This is a genomic window from Chlorogloeopsis fritschii PCC 6912 (assembly GCF_000317285.1).
Taxonomy (GTDB): domain Bacteria; phylum Cyanobacteriota; class Cyanobacteriia; order Cyanobacteriales; family Nostocaceae; genus Chlorogloeopsis; species Chlorogloeopsis fritschii.
On the sequence record NZ_AJLN01000037.1, the window covers coordinates 34,989 to 53,542 of the forward strand.

Genomic DNA, 18,554 nt, shown 5'->3' on the forward strand with positions numbered 1-18,554 from the left:
CTCACCATACATATATTAGAAAAAGTCTGAAAAAATAGGGACTGGGGACAAAGAAGAGGACAAGGGGAACAGTAAACAACTGTACAGATGCGATGTTCCTCACGTCTGTACCTAATAACCACTGTACGGGCGGGTTTAAAAGAGAAATTGTCGGTTTTCACCCATAGATCATCAATCAAACCCGCACGGCAGTCGCTACAACGGAGCGGAGCCTCCGCAACGCGCTGCCTCCCCTACCAACCACTAACCAATTCCCTTTTAGTGTATGTAATTAATAATGCCTATATTTAATTAAATGTTATTAAAATTACTTTCTCCTTCAATTTGGCAGCGCTTACTCGTCTGGGCGGGTTTCCCTTACATTAGTCTGCTAATTTGGCTACTGCCATTATTACTATTGAGTTCTGGACATAGTAGCTTGATGGCGCATGATGAAGGATTATATGCTTGGCGATCGCGCCGAATGTTTGAGTCTGGTGACTGGATCAATCCTTGGTCAGAACCCCATCATAAAACCCCTGGCCCCTATTGGTTAATAGCCACTTCTTACAATTTGTTTGGTATTAGTGAAACTAGCGTGCGCCTGCCAAGTATGGTTTTTGGTGTTCTGAGCGTGCTAATTCTATACGAAGTTGGGAAAATTCTACTTGGTAAAAAAGTTGGCTGGCTCGCTGCTGCAATTTTGAGCGTAGAATTTCTTTGGTTGCAATACTGTCGTTTAGGCACACCAGATGTGCCGATGATTTTTTTAGTCCTTTTAGCAATTTGGTCTTTACTAAAAGCGGAATTACATTCAAAATATGGCAATTTTTATCGCTTCATTGCGGGCGCTTGTTTTGGTTTGGGCTTTTTAGTTAGAAGCTTTATGGTTTTTTTGCCGGCGATCGCTTTATTCCCTTACCTAATTGGGGAATATCGTCATCACCGCCATCTGACAAACCCCATGTTGTATTTAGGGTTTATAGTTGGTTTAATTCCCACTTTTGTTTGGCTGTGGTTGAGTTTTTTACGCTTTGGCAATGATAGTGGTGCAGAATTACTCAACTTTGTATTTAGACTCGGTTCTAACGATCGCCGAGATCACGGAATTTTCTTCTATGTATGGAATGTTTCGATTAAAGCGTTTCCTTGGTTTTTTTTCAGTCTTTTAGGCTTATTTTTAGCTTATCGTCGTCCCCTACCCCGCTACAATTCCATACTAATTGGCTTTCCTCTAGTTTTATTTGTTGAACTTAGTCTTTTTTCTACTCGTCTATCTCATTACAGTCTTTTGCTTTATCCGTTCATTGCCTTGCTTGCAGCCGTAGGGTTAGATTGGCTGGGTTGGGTGTATGATACAAAATTCAAATCATTTGAAATGAAAGACGCGGAGAATTTATCAGCAACTTTCTCCGTGTCCTCCTATCCTCGTGTTCTCAGCTATATTTTTGGTGTATTAGCTGTTTTATTATTATTAGCGGGTGCGATCGCTTTGACTTTAGGTAGTGGCGAGATCCGCAAGTATGCAATCCTTGCTTTGGCTTTAGGTGGTGGTTGGTTGATTTTGCCTGTTGTGTGGATTTGTCGTTACCGCTTTGGCAAGCAGTCTTTCACTTCTAGTTATTGGCTTGCTGGTTGGTTGATTCCGGCATGGCTGACTTTGGCTGTGGCTGGTAGTTACGGCTTTTTGAGTGATTACAATCCCGATGTCAGAACTTTTTTGGCACAACCTGCGATCGCTCAAGTTTTACAACATTATCCCATCCACTTTGTTCAAGTTGGAGGCAAAACTGGAGTATTGCTCAATTTCTACACTCCCTACATCGGAAAACGAGTAGACAAAATTTCTGAGCTGCCAACTTCTAGCTATGCTTGGATCTCTGCCAAACAAGCGTCTGAGTCAACCACACCTCATCAGGTGCTTGGAAAGATACAACAATACCAATTGGTTCAAGTGCTGCCGTAGGACAGTAAATAGGATGAGGTTGAATTTGCTTAACTCTGTTCTATGTAACTTAATGTGACAATTTTATCACTTGTATCTACAAAATTGAACGTCAATTTTATTACTAAGCGTTAAAAAACATATTATTAGAGTTAAGGTATCATAAATAACAATGATAATTGTAGAGAAAAGCATGAAAGCAATGAAAATAAATTTTTGTAACTTGTTTTTAAACAAAAAGTTAAATATTTATACTGAATCTTGAGTATAAATAATAATCATTTTTATTTTTTTGCTTTCCCATAATCCTTTTTATCTTTTTTCTCATCTTGCAGATTGTTTTTATCATTTGGGCATTTTTTCAAGTAGCGATCGCCTGGTTTTGACTGACGCTAATAATACTTATGATTATAGTTATATAAATAGCTTGATTTTACATAAGTAATCATTATTTTTAGTGTATTATTTTTTCAGTTATATTCATTGATTTAATGATTTTTTCGGAGAAGCACAAGACATAATATAAGCTTGACTAACTGGATACAAACTTGATATATAGTTAATATCCAATTTAGTTGAACATGAGAGCTTTTGCCTTTGTTTAACGACGCCTAAATCTTGAATTTTTAGGTCAGTCAAATACTTGTATTGAATCTGTAGCCTTACTTTTGGAATAAGCCACAGAATAATAAAGATCTCGATAGATCTTTTTTAAAGAAAAATTCAGAAGTTCAGAATACAATCAAATGGGGATGCAGACCCCCACTTATACCATTTACCGTTCATCACGATACATAGAAATCATGTACGCGTGTCATGTCACGTCTGTACAAAAAGATATGTTTCACCTTTAGAGGAAATTGGTATTAATTGTAGACTCTTAAATCTTGTGATTTGAGAGAGAACTTAAACTTGCTTATTCATCATCTCTACAGATACTCTCTCCTGAAGCCCTACCCTTCGGATTTTTCCCGGTTGTGTCTAGAAATCCCCTTCTTCGCTCTTCGAGAGAGGGGATGAATGGACGGCTTACTGAAGAGTGGACAACTAGGGGTTGGGAAAAGGTTGTTACGCATAGGTGTGGGAGTACGATCCTCCTGCAATATTTACCGCTGTCAAGAAGTGTATCCACTACCCAGTCCCTTTGAATATGCAGCACTGGTTTTCAGACTTGTAGATGCTTAACTTGGAGCTAGTGGCACAGAATTTCCAAGCAGAATTCTGGCTTCTTATTCGTGAATTCTTTCTAATTCCAGATCAAGAAATCTTTATTAAAGACATATATGCAAATGGAAACGAACTTAACATCAACTGCTTCTGGGAGCGACACCACAATTATTGACTCTGCGTTAACGATGGCGCAGTTTGCAGGTTTCGCACTAGGGCCTGAAGGATTAATTGTCGCTGGTGGAGCAGCCATACTGCAAACGATTTTCCATAGTTTGCTCTCATCCGAACAAAAGACAATACCAATTGCCGAACAATTAGACAAGGTACTCACCAGTGAACTAACTGCAGAAAAGATTCGCGAATCTCTGGCTAGCTTCAAACAAACCTATGCCTGGTTCAGAGAATATTATGAAAATGCTTGGAATGAAGACTTGGATGATAGCGCCGAGCTTAAAGATTTTGAAGCGAATTTAAACCTAGCGTTGGGGCCAAACTCAAATTTTCTTTTCTTTATTACGCTTCTTGAAGACCCAGAGTATGATGTGGTTGGATTTACAGCATTTTTGCTTGGGGCTTCGTTACACATTGTTTTGTTGAAAGTTGACCTGATCATCAAGAGTAGTTCTCGTCAGGTAAAAAACACACCAGCTCTACAAGTTTTAATCGATACTTTGGGAGAATATGTTGACCAAGCAAACAACACTAATACCAAGATCCAGGGAGAAATCTCAAAACGAATCGGACAAGTTACTGACGTGCAACAAAATAACGGCAGTTATTCTTTTACAGACAAAGGCAAGGGCCCTAACGGAACTGTATACAACTATAACGACGAAGAGTCTGCCAAAATAGGTCGCGAGGCGGCTTTAGAGCTTTTGCAGGCTCAGTTGAATTTGAAATATTATCACGGACGCCCTGATAAGGCTCAGGCAACTATCAACGAATGGAAGAGTACCAAAACTCAATACGAAGGTTACAAAGATGGCTCGAATAACTAACTGATTAACTTAGGAAGAAAACTATGGAACCACCAAAAGAACCGCCAAAAGATATAAACGAAGAATTTGAGGATAAGTCTGAGGAGCAGTACGATCAAGAAAACGAGGATATCGGTAGAGAAGTGATCGATAAACTCTATAGCGATATTAAAACGCAGATTGAGACTTACAACAAACGACTTGTAGAGTTAAATAAATTACTCGATATTACCATTGAAACTCGTCTGGCACTTGATAACTTCGAGACGAAGTATAGGAACCCTGAAGGTGAACGCATCAACGGAAGTGACGAGAGGCTGAGTAAATCTGAAAAGAATGCGCGTGAGCAAAAAGACAAAATCGGAGATGAAAAAAGAGCAAATCGAGAAAAATCGAGAAAAAGAATTGTAATAGCAGTATTAGGCTTATTGGTTGCAGGTGGAGTCATTGCATTCTTGATTCAGTATATACAAAATAAGGAGCCAAAGCCGACTGACCAATTCACTCAACAGGATGTGGATGATGCTAAAGCGATTATCGAGAAGTGGAAGAGCTTATCCGACGACCAGCTTTGGGAGAATATTGCCAGTTATGCAGATGGCTATAATCCTTCCTTGCAAACGCAGATGTTGATGATGGGGTATATCAAGAACTGGGCGAACACTCCTGATTTTACTTGGGATGCAACTGATAAGGCTGATTTAATCGATAAACTTAAAGATGCCTATGAAATAGAGAATAAATCCTCTGCTATCTACCATACCATTGAAAAAACGACCTACAAGAACACTAAATTGCCGCGTAGCATTGCTGCCGATCTTTGCGAGCTAGCTTTAGCAGATTTACTTGCCCAGAGCCAAGAAGACAGCGATGACAATAGCAATTAGAGATTACATCACAAGCTGAATCTTAAAAAAGTTAGAGACTCATTCAGTAATTAGACACTTCGCTAAAAACGCAAGTCGTTCGGAAGTAAGAAGGTTTTTGGCTTCTTCATATCCCTATTGTTCACCTGCAAAGAATGAATACAAACCATATGAATAAGCTATCTCTATTTCTGATTTAGGAGGGTAAAAAATGCCCACAGAATTCGGATATTTCATGGTATTCCTTTCAACAACAGAAGGAACCAGCTTTAGCTCTTATATGCAACGCTATTATCGTGGGGAAGCTGTTAGTCAAACGGGTGTGAAATCCCTCGTTAAAGAACCGATATCATTCCCAGAAGTGCCGCCCTCAGACGCTGACATCCCTCCACTTTTTAACGAAAAGGCAGATAGATCCCACCTTCCACCCAATGTTCAAGCGTATCTTGAAAGCCGCGAGCCGATCGCCTTAAGAGCCTTTAGGCAGAGGTTTCCGATTTTACCAGATGAGAAAATCGTCGCAGATTCAATCACAGCCCTGAGCAAAGATTGGCGTGATTATGAAGAAGGAACACTAGTTTACAAACGCACCACCAACCTCGGTAGTATTGCTTTTGGCTTACCAGGTATGAGAATTGACTTGCAAAACGGAACCACTTCTTATGCTACATTGCCAACCCATGACACACCTGTGTTAGTAGAAAATCTGGCTTTAGGCGTAGACGATGCAACAGCAACAGTTATCGATGCTGCATTGACTATGGCGCAGTTTGCTGGTTTTGCCTTAGGGCCTGCTGGTCTCATTCTTTCTGGTGGTGCTGCTGTCCTACAGCTTATTTTCGGGAGATTGATGTCTAAGCAACAGGTAGATCTGCCCAAAGAAATTCAAAAGGCAGTCTCTGACGTAATTACCAAAGCCAATCTCGAAAACATTGATGCAACGATAGCCACTGATTTTGACTGGCTGAATAGTTACTACAGAGGGGCATGGGCTGATAATCCACCTACACCAACTGACGAGGAATACAGATATTTCAAGGATGCTCTGAATTCCAAGTTAAGCTCCGATACAGGCATCGTACAACAAGTTAATCTCTTGATGGAGGATGATTATAAATTTACTGGCTTTCCATTGTTTTTACTTGGTGCAGGTCTAGTTCTTGTATTGCATAAGATTCAACTCATCATCGCTAGCAGCGACAAAAAAGTGGTAGATACGACAGCTTTTAGCGGATTAATGAATGCGCTTGATAAGTATATCGATTATGGTAATGGGACAATCGCAGATATAGATCAAAAGATTTCGCAGCGATTGGGTCAGGTATCGGCTGTCTATCAAGATCAAAACTGTATAAACATGGGTATGTACGGGTCTCACTGTATCAAGGAATGGGACTACAAAGACAGTGGTACGGGTGCGCTTTACCGATTTCCAAATACTTCTCCTGGTTGTGGAGCAGCCGAGACAGTCGAACACAAAGACCAAGCTGATAGTTCACATTCTACATATGTGGCAAATCTGACAGCACAATTGCTCAAACAGTATTACAACAGCGAACCCCAAAAAGCAAAAGATACGGTTAAACAATGGGAAAGTATGCGTAATGAATACAAACAATACGCTCAATAAAAGATAATAGCGATTCGCCTAATTGAAGAAAAATGAACCAAAGCTTGATGAATAACTCCGAAGTTGCTCATCTTAACAGCAGAATGCAAAATGTGGTTTTGGTAGAACCATCTACTAAGTTTGCCAAACCATTTTTGGATATGGTGAATGAGTTTGAGCAATTCGGTGAAGACCAATATCGCACAGTTCGTTATATGGTCGAGTACAATTTCTCGGCTTATCTAGCACGTTTGATCCGTCAGTCACAAGACTCCGAGCAACGACAACAAACTGTTCCTATCAGCACGTATTGGTTAGTCAAAGACGATTCCCTATTGATTGGGGCAAGCAAGATCCATCATCGACTCACATCGAGGCTCAGACAGTACTACGGACACATTAGTTATCACATTCGACCCACTGCACGTCAAAAAGGATATGGAACTCATCTCCTCTTCTTGACGCTTGAAAAGGCAAAGCTGCTGGAGCTAGGAGAAGTTCTGCTCACCTGTAATGCAGAAAATATAGCTTCTTCACGTATTATCCAAAAAAATGGAGGTGTTTTTCAAAATGAAAGTGTAATGCCCACATCGGGCACAACAATCAAGCGATACCGAATCGCATTGTAGAGAGTGCAAGTAAATGCGCAAAAAACAAACAACATTAATAACAAAAAGGAGCTTTACCATGGCTGAAACAAAGATTGATCCAACATTGGAAGATGAATATGAAGACAAAACAGAGGAAGATGTTAGCGAAGAAAGTGAAGAAATAGCCAAAAACTCCCAGAAATCCTTAAGTAACACTGGAAAGCAGGCCGCCCAGGAACTCAGCATTATTAAAGGTAGCGATCTCAAACTTTCACAGGAGATCGATGCAAGACAACAGAAGGATGAATTAGAGCTTAGTGAGATCAATACTGGTGGGCAGGAGTTCGATCAGGACGATCCCACCTTTAAAAAGGGGAAAGAAGCCCTTGAAAAGGCTAGTGACTCCATGTCAAAGAAGCGGACGTTACGAAATTATGTTGCCAAACACTGGATTGCTCTTACTTTTGGCGTTGTCGGTGTCTTAATCTCAGCAACGGGTGTCACCATTGGGCTAGTTAGTTTTCTCCAAGCAGGCAAATCAGGTAGCGATCAAAACTTGCAAGATTTTGGCTTCACCCCTGAACAAATAGCCCGTATCAAAGAGCTGGTGAAGGAATGGCAGAATAAGCCTGAAGATGAATTTTGGGATATGATGGCAACTTATGTTGATACGTGGGTGCCCTCTGTAGAATCTCAGATCTTGTTCATGCGGTTTACAAAGGAAATGTATGGCGATAAGCCATGGACTTGGGATGCTGGGCAACCAGGCAATGAAGCCAATAATCTTGTATCGGTGTTTGAGAACACAAAGAAGTATTCTTCTATCTATCAAACGGCCAAGGCATACAGAGCTAGCGATCCAAAAAATCCGAGGCCACCTCGGAATGCGACTGCTACGATGTGCGAACTTGCACTTGGCATAATTCGAGAGAATCTTCTTCTTCAAAGTGGACACGAGCTTTCCTGAAAATAGGGCAAGGGTAAAGGATTAAATGCGATCGCGACTTGGCTTCAATTCCAGAAGTAGGCGATCGCTTTTTATATTTTGTTGAGCTTGGCAATCTCTCCTTTGATTTTTTACTTTTAAAGTCATCTTTGATACCAAAAACTTCGCTGTTTAAATACAAGCGGGAACTAAAACTTGTCCGGTGTTACCTGTATGGTTATATTGTTCAAGCACCTTTTTAGCAATATTTCTCCCCTCACCTGCTGCAACTAAAGCCACACAAGCTCCACCAAAACCTGCACCTGTTAACTTTGCACCAAAAACTCCTGGAGTTTTCTGCAACATTTCTACTAAAGTATCCAGTGCAGGTACAGACACTTCGTAATCATCCCGCAAACTGGCGTGGGAAGCATTCATTAATTTGCCAAAGTGTTCAGATGATACACCGTGCAACACTTCCAACACCCGATGGTTTTCTGTGACTACATGATGGGCACGGCGCTGTAATGGTTCTGGCAAAGCTTTTACCGCACTAGTCTCGGTAATATCTCGCAATGCCTTTACTTTTAATAATCGCGCTGCCTCCTGGCACTCAGTTCTTCTGTAGTTATACCCACTACTTGCTAGCGTGCGAGGCACACCACTATCTATCACCACAATCTCTGAGCCAGCAGGCAAAGGTAGCATACGGCGTTCCAAAGTACGGGTATCTAAAAACAGAATATGTTCAGTGTCACCAAGGCTCGCAGCCATCTGATCCATGATGCCGCATTGCACACCAGCGTAATGAATTTCTGCTTGCTGTGCAAATTGAGCAATTTCGACATCATCGATCGCAAGATTGAGGAGTTGGCGTAATGCTCGCAGGGTTGCAACTTCCAAAGCCGCACTGCTAGACAAACCCGAACCAATCGGAATAGATGATTTAACGTACAAATTTAGCGATGGTATTGTATGCCCTTCTTGTTGTAAAACTTGAATACAGCCAAAAATATAACTTGTAAATCCCGATGGCGTATGCTTAATTTCTAGAATATCTACTCGCTCATCTAAATTTTCCGAGTAGAAATGGTGCTGTCCATCAGCACTAAAACCTAGCTGTACCGTGGTTCTTTGCGGAATTGCTGTTGGCAGAACAAAGCCATCATTGTAATCTGTATGTTCGCCTAATAGGTTTACTCTTCCGGGGGCACTAGCTTCAACTTCTGGTGCTTTGGCAAATAGCTGTTGGAAATTCATAACCACTTTGTGATAGTAAAATCAGCAAATGTTGAACCTCCGTCAATAAATTTAATTTAGGAGATATACAATTGCATATTTTATTAATTTGTACTTTAAACTCTTAGAGTTAATTTCTAAAGTCTAGCTTAGATTTTTTGGGTGCTTTACATAATAACGCTACGTAAAATTTCACAGCATTACAGCACCTACGGTACATCGAGAGCAAGACCAATTTCTAAAATTAATCTTAAATTTTAAGATATTTAACGTAATGTAACGCACCCAAAATTACCTTTGGGTGGATGTAAGATAAAATTTATTCTTAATAGGAATTTAATTCAGTTGTTTGCAATTATTCTATAAAAGTAATTGCTTTTCAAGGCGAGGAATAAAGCGATCGCTCAAAAATTTTCTTCTACCATCGCAATAGCATCAAGAACAAGATTTAAGGTTTTCGGCGGTCATTTTTGCCATTTTCTCCAGTTTCTTCCACAATTTCGGATGGCACTAAACCTGCACGACGAGTGTCAGACGGTAGCTCGTGAGGTTCCATTACACCCTTGGGTAAGTAAACCAATTCTGGCAACGGAGTCACCATTGGATCTAAATTTACTTTATAAGGGAGCCTTCCCATCGCTACACTATCGTGGTTCAATTCATGGCGATCGTAGGTGCTAAGTTCGTATTCTTCTGTCATTGACAGACAATTAGTAGGGCAATATTCGACGCAGTTACCACAGAAAATACAAACACCAAAGTCAATACTGTAATGCTTGAGTGTTTTCTTTTTAGCTGCTTTGTCAAATTCCCAATCTACTACTGGCAGGTTAATAGGGCAGACGCGAACGCAAACTTCGCATGAAATACACTTATCAAATTCAAAGTGAATTCGACCTCGAAATCGTTCAGAGGGAATCAGTTTTTCGTAAGGATACTGCACCGTAATTGGACGACGTTGCATATGGTCGAAAGTAACTGACAGCCCTTGCCCAATATATCTAGCTGCTTGAAAACTTTCTCTAGTGTAGTCGGCAACTTGCTTCAGGAAGTTCAACATTAAGTCCTCCTTTTTAAAAGCCGTTAATGAGCAAGGTAATAGTTGTGATTAACAGCTTCCTCTATCGAATGAAAGACCTAAAGTTAAGTTTATTTGTAATTAGGATAACAAAATATTGTTACAGTTTTTTAGCTAATTCAAAATTATACCATTTCACGTTAATTGCGATACACATAAATTTTGTAAACACACAATCTTGACTAATTATCAAAAAGCGCTCCACTCAAATCAGCCCCTTTTAAGTCTGCTTGGGAAAGATTAGTACCTCTCAAGTCTGCTTCACTTAAATTGGCATTGTTCAAGCAAGCATAACTTAAATTTGCTCCTTTCAAATCTGCCCGTGATAGGTTTGCTGAGAGCAAATTAGCTCTAACCAATCGTGACTGACTCAAGTTAGTATCGCTTAAATTTGCATCTTGAATATCTGCTGCTGTAAAGTCTGCTTTAGTAAGATTAGTTCCACTCAAATTAGCAAAATTAAGTTTAGCTCTACTTAAATCTACTTCACTCAAAAAAAGCGAACAGAGCTTGGCACATCTTAGATTAGCATTAGTAAAATTTCTTTCTCCGATCGCATAACGACGCAGAAGTTCCTCAGTTGTCAATCTATTTAAAACAGCAACCCAAGCACCTTGATAACACCATCCAGTATCCATCAGAGTTGCAGCAGTATTAAGAGCTACCTCATCACATTTAGACATGACCACACCATTACAGCCATCCCACTCTCCTTTGAGCATAAAGGCAATTTCATTAGCGGCGGCAATTGAATCAAACAGCAAAACAGATTTTTGAGGTCTTTTTAACCAGCTATTTAAAGTAGTTAATATGATGTTTTTCATTTTTGAATTAACTTTATGTAAAAAACAATCGGAGCTAGAGACACTCCAACTCCGCGCTATTTATTTTGTATGCGAATAATCCATCAATACTCTGCTTTTAGCCTTTATACCCAAAGATTTCCAGTTTTTACGCGCCGCTGATTAGTTTAAGGAGACAGCATTAACATCAATCACAGCAGGTGTTTGAGTAGGATTGGCTGTGGCAGAATTGCCTTTTTGACGATTTTTGAGTTTTTCTGCAACAATTTGGGAAACTTCTGCAATGACTAAGCTAGCAATTAAACCATCATCAAGCCATCCCAAAATAGGTACAACATCGGGTGAAATGTCCAATGGGCTGACTAAATACACTAAGCCAGCAATAATTGCAAACCAGCGATATTTAGAATTACGGAAAATTTTACGAATTTTGTCTACTAATAGTTGAGTAAAAAATCTCTTGCCCATTGAATATGCCCTCTAACTAACAACATTATCTTGACAAATTTATACGTAAAAGTCTGGTGTAGATAACCCTTGGTTTTGTAGTGAAATTTCACCGCCCAATCTATGTGTGGTTAACCGTATGTTATCGGTACAAGCTAATACCAGTCTGGCTTTACACCTGTTTACGTTATGGTTGGGAACAGGAAAAGAGGACGTGGGGGCAAGAGAGCACCAGGAGCAGAGGGCAGGGGGTAGGGAGGCAGAGGAGAACTACTAACCACTCCACTGTACGCGGGGAACCCGCGCAACGCGCTGCCTCCCCTACTAACTACTGTACGGGCGGGTTTAAAAGATAAATTATCCGTTTGAGCAGCAAGATTATCAACAAAACCCGCCCCTACTAACCAATGACCAATGTCTATAAAACTTTATATAAAGAATTACTCCTTTCTCACAACTTCCTCACATTTTTTTCTTAGCCTGGTACTAGAAGCCAATCAAAAATTAAATCAAAAAATCATTTCCTCTATTTCGGATGGAGATAAGCATAATCTTCTGTTGCATTGCGATATTGGAATACATCGTTGCAATGGTACTAATGTTATGTCGCCATCAAACAAGGAAGGTACAGAAGCAAGATTATGAGCTAAAAGCTATCTTTGGCTTAGTACAGCATTGAATAACGAAAAATCGGACAATGACAGAAAATCTATTTGTACAGACCTGGCTTGACGGCGTGCCGTTAATCAATGGCAGTTCAGTGGAGTCGCCAATGCCTGGGAACGTGATGCACAACAACTATGCTCTAGAAGAGCAAGGTATCCTCAACCCTGGTAATGTCTACTGGAATCTTTCGACTCCAGCCCTTTATGAAGAAGCTATTCGACGCCAAGAGGGGGTTATGGCGGCTGAGGGGCCATTAGTTGTGCGTACTGGTCAGCATACAGGGCGATCGCCAAATGACAAATTCATTGTCCGCGAATCCAGCAGCGCTAACGAGGTTTGGTGGGGGAAGGTGAATTATCCCATCAGCGAGCATCGTTTTGAGGCTCTACACGCAAGAATGCTGGCATATATGCAAGGACGAGATGTGTTTGTTCAAGACTATTATGCTGGTGCCGATCCCACCTATCAGCTTTCGATTCGCTTCATTACCGAGACGGCATGGCATAGTATCTTTGTTCGCAACCTATTTATTGAACCATCGCGGCAGGAACTCGCTAGTTTTGTACCTGATTTTACTGTAATCGCTCTGCCCAACTTTCATGCCAAACCAGAAATTGATGGTACCCACTCAGATGTCTTTATTGTCTTAAATTTCGCCCGCAAATTAATTTTGATTGGTGGCACCAGTTATGCTGGTGAGATTAAAAAATCCATATTTACAACCCTTAATTATCTGCTACCTCACCATCGCGTCTTGCCGATGCATTGTGCTGCTAATGTTGGGCACAGCGGAGATGTGGCTTTGTTTTTTGGATTGTCTGGTACAGGTAAAACGACTCTTTCCGCCGATTCCAAACGCACACTGATTGGTGATGATGAACATGGTTGGAGCGATCGCGGGATTTTCAATTTTGAGGGTGGCTGTTATGCCAAGTTAATTCGACTGTCTAAAGAAGCGGAACCGGAAATTTATCAGACAACGCAGCGCTTTGGCAGCATTCTAGAAAATGTTGTGATTAACCCTCTCACCAGACATTTAGATTTAAATGATGCCAGTATCACTGAAAATACTCGTGGGGCTTACTCAATTGAGTATATAAGCAATGCCAGTTCAACTGGAATGACTGGCCATCCGCAAAATATTATTTTCCTGACTGCTGACGCTCTGGGAGTATTGCCACCAATCGCCCGGTTGACTAACGAACAGGCGATGTATCATTTTTTAAGTGGCTATACAGCAAAGGTAGCCGGGACAGAAAAAGGATTGGGACACGAGCCTCAGGCAGTCTTTAGTGCTTGCTTCGGCGCACCTTTTATGGCTTTGCACCCCAGTGTTTATGCGGCTTTATTAGGGCAAAAAATTGAACATCACAAAGTAAAAGTGTGGCTGGTAAATACAGGTTGGACAGGGGGAACTTATGGTGTAGGAGAACGCATCCCGATCAAGCAGACTCGTGCTATGTTAACAGCAGCCCTGAGTGGCGCACTGGACGAAATACCCACAAAGATTAATCCGGTATTTGGTTTTCATGTCCCCGTTCACTGTCCTGGAGTGTCTGACGAGTTACTAACTCCTCGCTTGACTTGGAGCGATCCTGATGCCTACGATATCCAAGCTCATAAGCTTGCAGAAATGTTTGTGGAAAATTTTAAGCAGTTTGCAGATGGAGTTGCTCCTCAAGTGCTATTGGGCGGGCCTATGGTAGGCAAAGAAAATTAATTTCTCAATAAAAAAGCCAGTAGAAGAAACACTACTGACTAACAGTAAAGCCAATTAGAAGTTATAGAGGAATCATGGTCTAGAAATAAGAATTCCAGAGACTGAATACTTGTGTAAAGTTATATGCAATTTTTATGCAACATCTGGTGATTTGTCTTTCAACAATGCGATCGCCTTACATTTTGATATCTCAAGCCGGAGTATAAATGAATTGAAAATACTTGGAATTTGGAGCGTTAAACAGAACTTACAAAAATCGTCGCCGGAGTTTTAGCTGCAAGAAAAAAGCTAGTGGGACACACACCACTAGCAAAAAGCAAGCCAAAATGTAAAGTCAATCTCATGAACTAAAGTTGATGATTCCAAAAAACAATCGCCTCGTAAAGTTATATGCAACTTTCATGCAACGCCATAGGGATATTTAGTGGAATATATATGCATTTTTGGTAATTTTAGGGTGTGTTGCAGCTATTTTTCGTTCTCTTAAACTCTCATATCTTTACATAGCCGCAACGAAGTGTACTTGCTTTTTGCCATCCCTGCTAATTTCCACAAATTGCCCGATCGGATATGCCATTGCAGTGTATGCTGGCAAGGAGGCTATTCAAAAATCTATCTTATGAAATTACTACACCGTTCTGACTTGTATGGATGGTCGAGTTTTGATGAAGAACGCAATGTAGATTTCAATAGCGTTGCTTGGATTCGTCCCCAGGGAAACATCCTTATAGATCCATTAGGTTTATCAAGCTACGACTGGAAACATCTTAATGACTTAGGTGGTGCAAGTTGGATCGTTATTACTAACTCCGATCATGTACGTGCTGCCAAGCAAATCGCTAATTCTTTTAGTGCTAAAATGGCAGGCCCGATCGCTGAAAAAGACTATTTTCCGATTAAGTGCGATCGCTGGCTTGCTGATGGTGATGAGTTAGTATCGGGATTACAGGTACTCGAATTACATGGCTCAAAAACTCCAGGCGAGTTAGCATTGCTTTTAGAAAAAACAACCCTAATTACTGGTGACTTGGTACGAGCACATAAAGCGGGCAGTTTAATGATTTTACCCGATGCCAAACTTTCTAATCGAGCAGAAGCTGTTGCTTCAGTTCAGAGATTAGCAAAGATAAAGGAAATAGAGGCTGTACTAGTGGGTGATGGCTGGTCGGTATTCCGAAATGGGAGCCTGATCTTACAAGAACTTGCCGTTAACCTAAGCAAATCTTGAGGAACTAGCACAAGAACGCAGTCCCAATGAACTCACTAAATATGAAAAAGGACATTGGGCATTGCTACAAAAATTTCTTCCCTACACCCTTTTTCAAGCTAAACTGTCATATTAAGTTCGTCGAATTCGTTATTATAAACACTCTATAAACACTCTTAAAAACTCTCTGCGCCTGGTGCGTCTTTGCGTGAGCTTTAATCATAACTGCTTTGTCGGACATGATATCATGCAATAAATCACACAAATAGCCAATAAGAATCTCTTTTCCCTAGCCCCTAGTCCCTAGCCCCTAGCCCCTAACCCCTCTTTTCTACCACAATTAACAGATGATTTGAGACTGAGGGCAAATCCTGCTGTTAACAGCGTCAGAACCCCAGTTACCCAAAAAGGAGCGCTATAGCTAATACTGACGAGTAAACCTGCTACAGCAGGGCCGATCGCATTCGAGATACTTAGGTAAGATGCATTAATTCCTTGAACTTCACCTTGTTCGCGATCGCTGCTATTAAGAGATAAGATAGCGCCGATCAGTGGGATTGGAAATGAATTAGTGATGCCTAAAAGACACGCTAAAATAACGAACGCAGGCAACACTGGAAAGACAGGAATTAGTAGAAAAACTGCGGCTCGTCCAGCAATTGCCACAGCTAGAATATTGGCAAGATTAAACCGCTTTGTCAGCGCTTCGACAGCAAAAATTTGTGTAAGCACACCGACTACACCAATGAGTGTAAATACGATCGCCAAAGTTTGGGCATCTTGATTGAGAATATTGAGGAAGAAGGGTTGAAAGGCAAAGGTAAAAATTGTAAACGTAAAGCCGCTAAAAAACGTTAGCACAAATGCTTTACCAAGCTTTGGATGTAAAGCAGACTGAAAGATTTTGCTAAAACCAAACATTTGCCAACTCAGTTGCAGTTTCTGTCGTTGTGGTAAAGTTTCTGGCAGTAGCAACCAAGTTAGAACAACAGCTAAAAAGGCAATAATCGCTCCTGCAAAAAAGCTCATCCCCAATGAGGAAACTCCTGGCAAAGTTGGTAAAAGTTGAGCAAAGTAACTAATAGCAGGGCCTGTAACAAATCCTAAGCGAAAAGCAGCATCAAGCAATCCAAATGCTTTAGCGCGATCGCTTGGTGCAGTTGTGTCAGTAATAATAGCTCTAGCAATGGAAGTGTTTCCTCCTGTCAAACCATCGAAAATGCGAGCAGCAAAAAGTAACCAGGCAACAGGTGCAAAGCTGGCAAGCAAATTTGCAGCGACAGTTCCGATAAGGCTAATGACAAGAAGCGGCTTGCGTCCCATTAAGTCAGAAAAGCGCCCCAAAATAGGAGTAGCGATGAATTGAGCGATCGCATAACCTGTAGTAAGTAAGCTGGCTTGAAAATCGCTAAGTCCAAATTGTTTGGCGTAGGGATAAAGAATTGGAATAATAATTGTGAAACTGACTGAGTTAATAAACGCAATCAGAGCGATAATCCAAAATTTCAGAGGTAGGTCGAACTTCGCTTTTAGGGCTTTCAACGGACGCATCATTAAAAGGGAACAGACATAAAAGTTTGAACACTCATATCCCCGACTTCCTCAAGAAATCGGGGATCTAGGCAAAAAACTAGCTTTTCACTATGCCATATTGGCAACGGCTTCTACAAAACTTTGAGAAACAAAAGGCAGGATATCACGATTTCTAGCATTCGCTTTGCCTTCGGTGAATACTACCAAGAGGTAGGGACGGCAATCTGGTATTTCAATATACGCTACATCATGGCGAACTTGACTAGTCCAACCCGCCTTTGACCAAATTTGTGCTGTTTGGGGAAGCCCACCGCCCAGAAAACCGGTAACTTGATCTTCTTCAACATCCTTGGGCAATTCGTCAGGATTAAGACTGCGTTTGAGTAAAGCCATCATCGATTGCGATCGCCCACCAGACACCGCTACTCCCCCGACAATACTATGTAATAGTCTAGCAGTAGCATTTGTTGTCAGCATATTGCGATTTTCTAGTAGCTGACCATAGAATACGCGTTCGCGTCCGTATGGCCCATCACACCAGGTTTTTTGGCAAGCGTTAATCGTTTCCATCTCTGCCCACCCCAAAGACTGATAATAGCGATTCACAAGATTGCGTTGTAGTTTCCATGTCTCAAAAGGCCCTGGTGGTAACTCCGGCCCTGATGTTGTGCCAGTTAGCACATCTATCACTAAGCTGGTAGCATCATTGCTAGAATCCACAATCATATCGCGCATGGCTCTTTCTAACTCTGTGGAGGTTTGCAGCATCCCTGACTCCAGCCATTCTTGTATCGCCACCAAGTAAAACAATTTCACCACACTGGCTGGGTAAATTCGCTCAACACCTCTATAAGTGAAACCACGGATGGGATGATTCCAAAAGGCATCTGGAGTGAGAGCGCCACCAGTATTTACTAGTACAGGTGGATCGTAGACAATCCAAGTTAGGGCAATTTGGTTACGGGCTAAGGTCGGAAATTTTGCCCAAGTAGCCTCTAAAATGCCATTGCCTAACTGTTCGAGTTGTTCGTCTTTATTGAAGAAAGCCATTGTTATTCTTGTAGGATGTCCCTTAATCTCAAATCCAAAATCCAAAATCTCATCTTAGGTGAGTACGAGTGTCTCGCTAACATAAACATATACGATTCTCCCGAATGTACACGCCTAGCAACACAAGCCGCATCCGGACGACATTTACGGGTGACATCAAGTGATAGGGATGCACAGACGGGCAATGAAACATCTGTACAGGTATGTTTGTGTGAGGATGATTATCCAGGGTGGTTATCGCTTGCAGATTTAAATTTATTACAGACTGCTACTGTACTTTATCAGGCTAAATCTTTTTCAGAATCTGAAGTTAGAAAAATGCTACCAGAGGTAATAGCTTTTACCTACAAAGCGATGGAACAGCCTAATTATTACCTTTGGGGTGGTACAGTCGGGCCAAATTATGACTGTTCCGGTTTGATGCAAGCAGCTTTTTGTTCGGTAGGTATTTGGTTACCCAGAGACGCCTATCAGCAGGAAGCTTTTACCCACCCAATCGCAATTTCAGAATTAGAAATAGGCGATCTCATATTCTTCGGGACTCCCCAAAAAGCCACTCATGTGGGACTCTATTTAGGAGATGGTCGTTACATCCATAGTTCTGGGAAAGATAAAGGACGTAACGGTATAGGGATTGACATTCTCTCGGAACAAGGTGATGAGGTTAGTCAGTCATACTACCAGCAGCTACGTGGTGCTGGCAGAGTGGTGAAGAGTTACGAACCGCATAGTCACAAAGGACACGAATAG

Annotated in this window: 15 protein-coding genes; 9 read left to right on the plus strand and 6 right to left on the minus strand. The window is 41.2% G+C overall.

The window, feature by feature from the left end:
- Positions 1-295 precede the first annotated feature (295 nt).
- The 6 genes from UYC_RS0102460 (at position 296) to UYC_RS0102490 (ending at position 8,103) form a co-directional block, all read left to right on the plus strand.
- A complete protein-coding gene (locus UYC_RS0102460; RefSeq protein WP_016873053.1) occupies positions 296-1,945 on the plus strand; it encodes an ArnT family glycosyltransferase in 1,650 nt (549 codons plus the stop codon).
- Positions 1,946-3,207: 1,262 nt separating this feature from the next.
- Positions 3,208-4,092 (plus strand): hypothetical protein, encoded by an 885-nt coding sequence (locus UYC_RS0102470; protein ID WP_235181600.1) that lies wholly within the window; start codon positions 3,208-3,210, stop codon positions 4,090-4,092.
- Between the two features lie 23 nt (positions 4,093-4,115).
- Positions 4,116-4,958, plus strand: a complete 843-nt coding sequence (locus UYC_RS0102475) for a hypothetical protein (protein ID WP_016873056.1) — start codon at positions 4,116-4,118, stop codon at positions 4,956-4,958.
- A 190-nt stretch (positions 4,959-5,148) separates the two neighbouring features.
- Positions 5,149-6,567, plus strand: a complete 1,419-nt coding sequence (locus UYC_RS0102480) for a hypothetical protein (RefSeq protein ID WP_016873057.1) — start codon at positions 5,149-5,151, stop codon at positions 6,565-6,567.
- A 32-nt stretch (positions 6,568-6,599) separates the two neighbouring features.
- Entirely contained in the window at positions 6,600-7,175 is a 576-nt protein-coding gene (locus UYC_RS0102485) for a GNAT family N-acetyltransferase (protein WP_016873058.1), read from the plus strand.
- Positions 7,176-7,233: 58 nt separating this feature from the next.
- Complete coding sequence (locus UYC_RS0102490) at positions 7,234-8,103, plus strand: hypothetical protein (protein ID WP_016873059.1); 870 nt, start codon at positions 7,234-7,236, stop codon at positions 8,101-8,103.
- Between the two features lie 150 nt (positions 8,104-8,253).
- Here UYC_RS0102490 and galK read toward each other — a convergent pair whose 3' ends face one another.
- The 4 genes from galK to UYC_RS0102510 form a co-directional block, all read right to left on the minus strand.
- Positions 8,254-9,321, minus strand: a complete 1,068-nt coding sequence (gene galK, locus UYC_RS0102495; protein ID WP_016873060.1) for a galactokinase — start codon at positions 9,319-9,321, stop codon at positions 8,254-8,256.
- Between the two features lie 427 nt (positions 9,322-9,748).
- Positions 9,749-10,357: an NAD(P)H-quinone oxidoreductase subunit I gene (gene ndhI / locus UYC_RS0102500; RefSeq protein WP_200862351.1), complete on the minus strand. Its 609-nt coding sequence runs from the start codon at positions 10,355-10,357 to the stop codon at positions 9,749-9,751.
- Positions 10,358-10,560: 203 nt separating this feature from the next.
- Positions 10,561-11,202 (minus strand): pentapeptide repeat-containing protein, encoded by a 642-nt coding sequence (locus UYC_RS0102505; RefSeq protein ID WP_016873062.1) that lies wholly within the window; start codon positions 11,200-11,202, stop codon positions 10,561-10,563.
- Positions 11,203-11,343: 141 nt separating this feature from the next.
- Positions 11,344-11,649: a YkvA family protein gene (locus UYC_RS0102510; RefSeq protein WP_016873063.1), complete on the minus strand. Its 306-nt coding sequence runs from the start codon at positions 11,647-11,649 to the stop codon at positions 11,344-11,346.
- Between the two features lie 676 nt (positions 11,650-12,325).
- On the opposite strand from UYC_RS0102510, the gene UYC_RS0102520 reads away from it, so the two are divergent.
- Entirely contained in the window at positions 12,326-14,014 is a 1,689-nt protein-coding gene (locus UYC_RS0102520) for a phosphoenolpyruvate carboxykinase (RefSeq protein ID WP_016873065.1), read from the plus strand.
- Between the two features lie 619 nt (positions 14,015-14,633).
- Entirely contained in the window at positions 14,634-15,242 is a 609-nt protein-coding gene (locus UYC_RS0102525) for an MBL fold metallo-hydrolase (RefSeq protein WP_016873066.1), read from the plus strand.
- Between the two features lie 282 nt (positions 15,243-15,524).
- Here UYC_RS0102525 and UYC_RS0102530 read toward each other — a convergent pair whose 3' ends face one another.
- Positions 15,525-16,775, minus strand: a complete 1,251-nt coding sequence (locus tag UYC_RS0102530; protein WP_016873067.1) for an MFS transporter — start codon at positions 16,773-16,775, stop codon at positions 15,525-15,527.
- Positions 16,776-16,862: 87 nt separating this feature from the next.
- The gene (locus UYC_RS0102535; protein ID WP_016873068.1) at positions 16,863-17,804 is read right to left on the minus strand and encodes a serine hydrolase; all 942 of its coding nucleotides are present in this window, start codon (positions 17,802-17,804) and stop codon (positions 16,863-16,865) included.
- 15 nt (positions 17,805-17,819) lie between these two features.
- On the opposite strand from UYC_RS0102535, the gene UYC_RS0102540 reads away from it, so the two are divergent.
- A complete protein-coding gene (locus UYC_RS0102540; RefSeq protein ID WP_016873069.1) occupies positions 17,820-18,554 on the plus strand; it encodes a C40 family peptidase in 735 nt (244 codons plus the stop codon).

Bases quoted from the DNA above. Each gene is read 5' to 3' on its own strand.
- UYC_RS0102460 (WP_016873053.1), top strand. From the start codon at position 296: ATGTTATTAAAATTACTTTCTCCTTCAATTTGGCAGCGCTTACTCGTC.
- UYC_RS0102470 (WP_235181600.1), top strand. From the start codon at position 3,208: ATGCAAATGGAAACGAACTTAACATCAACTGCTTCTGGGAGCGACACC.
- UYC_RS0102475 (WP_016873056.1), top strand. From the start codon at position 4,116: ATGGAACCACCAAAAGAACCGCCAAAAGATATAAACGAAGAATTTGAG.
- UYC_RS0102480 (WP_016873057.1), top strand. From the start codon at position 5,149: ATGCCCACAGAATTCGGATATTTCATGGTATTCCTTTCAACAACAGAA.
- UYC_RS0102485 (WP_016873058.1), top strand. From the start codon at position 6,600: ATGAACCAAAGCTTGATGAATAACTCCGAAGTTGCTCATCTTAACAGC.
- UYC_RS0102490 (WP_016873059.1), top strand. From the start codon at position 7,234: ATGGCTGAAACAAAGATTGATCCAACATTGGAAGATGAATATGAAGAC.
- galK (WP_016873060.1), bottom strand. From the start codon at position 9,321: ATGAATTTCCAACAGCTATTTGCCAAAGCACCAGAAGTTGAAGCTAGT.
- UYC_RS0102505 (WP_016873062.1), bottom strand. From the start codon at position 11,202: ATGAAAAACATCATATTAACTACTTTAAATAGCTGGTTAAAAAGACCT.
- UYC_RS0102510 (WP_016873063.1), bottom strand. From the start codon at position 11,649: ATGGGCAAGAGATTTTTTACTCAACTATTAGTAGACAAAATTCGTAAA.
- UYC_RS0102520 (WP_016873065.1), top strand. From the start codon at position 12,326: ATGACAGAAAATCTATTTGTACAGACCTGGCTTGACGGCGTGCCGTTA.
- UYC_RS0102525 (WP_016873066.1), top strand. From the start codon at position 14,634: ATGAAATTACTACACCGTTCTGACTTGTATGGATGGTCGAGTTTTGAT.
- UYC_RS0102530 (WP_016873067.1), bottom strand. From the start codon at position 16,775: ATGATGCGTCCGTTGAAAGCCCTAAAAGCGAAGTTCGACCTACCTCTG.
- UYC_RS0102535 (WP_016873068.1), bottom strand. From the start codon at position 17,804: ATGGCTTTCTTCAATAAAGACGAACAACTCGAACAGTTAGGCAATGGC.
- UYC_RS0102540 (WP_016873069.1), top strand. From the start codon at position 17,820: ATGTCCCTTAATCTCAAATCCAAAATCCAAAATCTCATCTTAGGTGAG.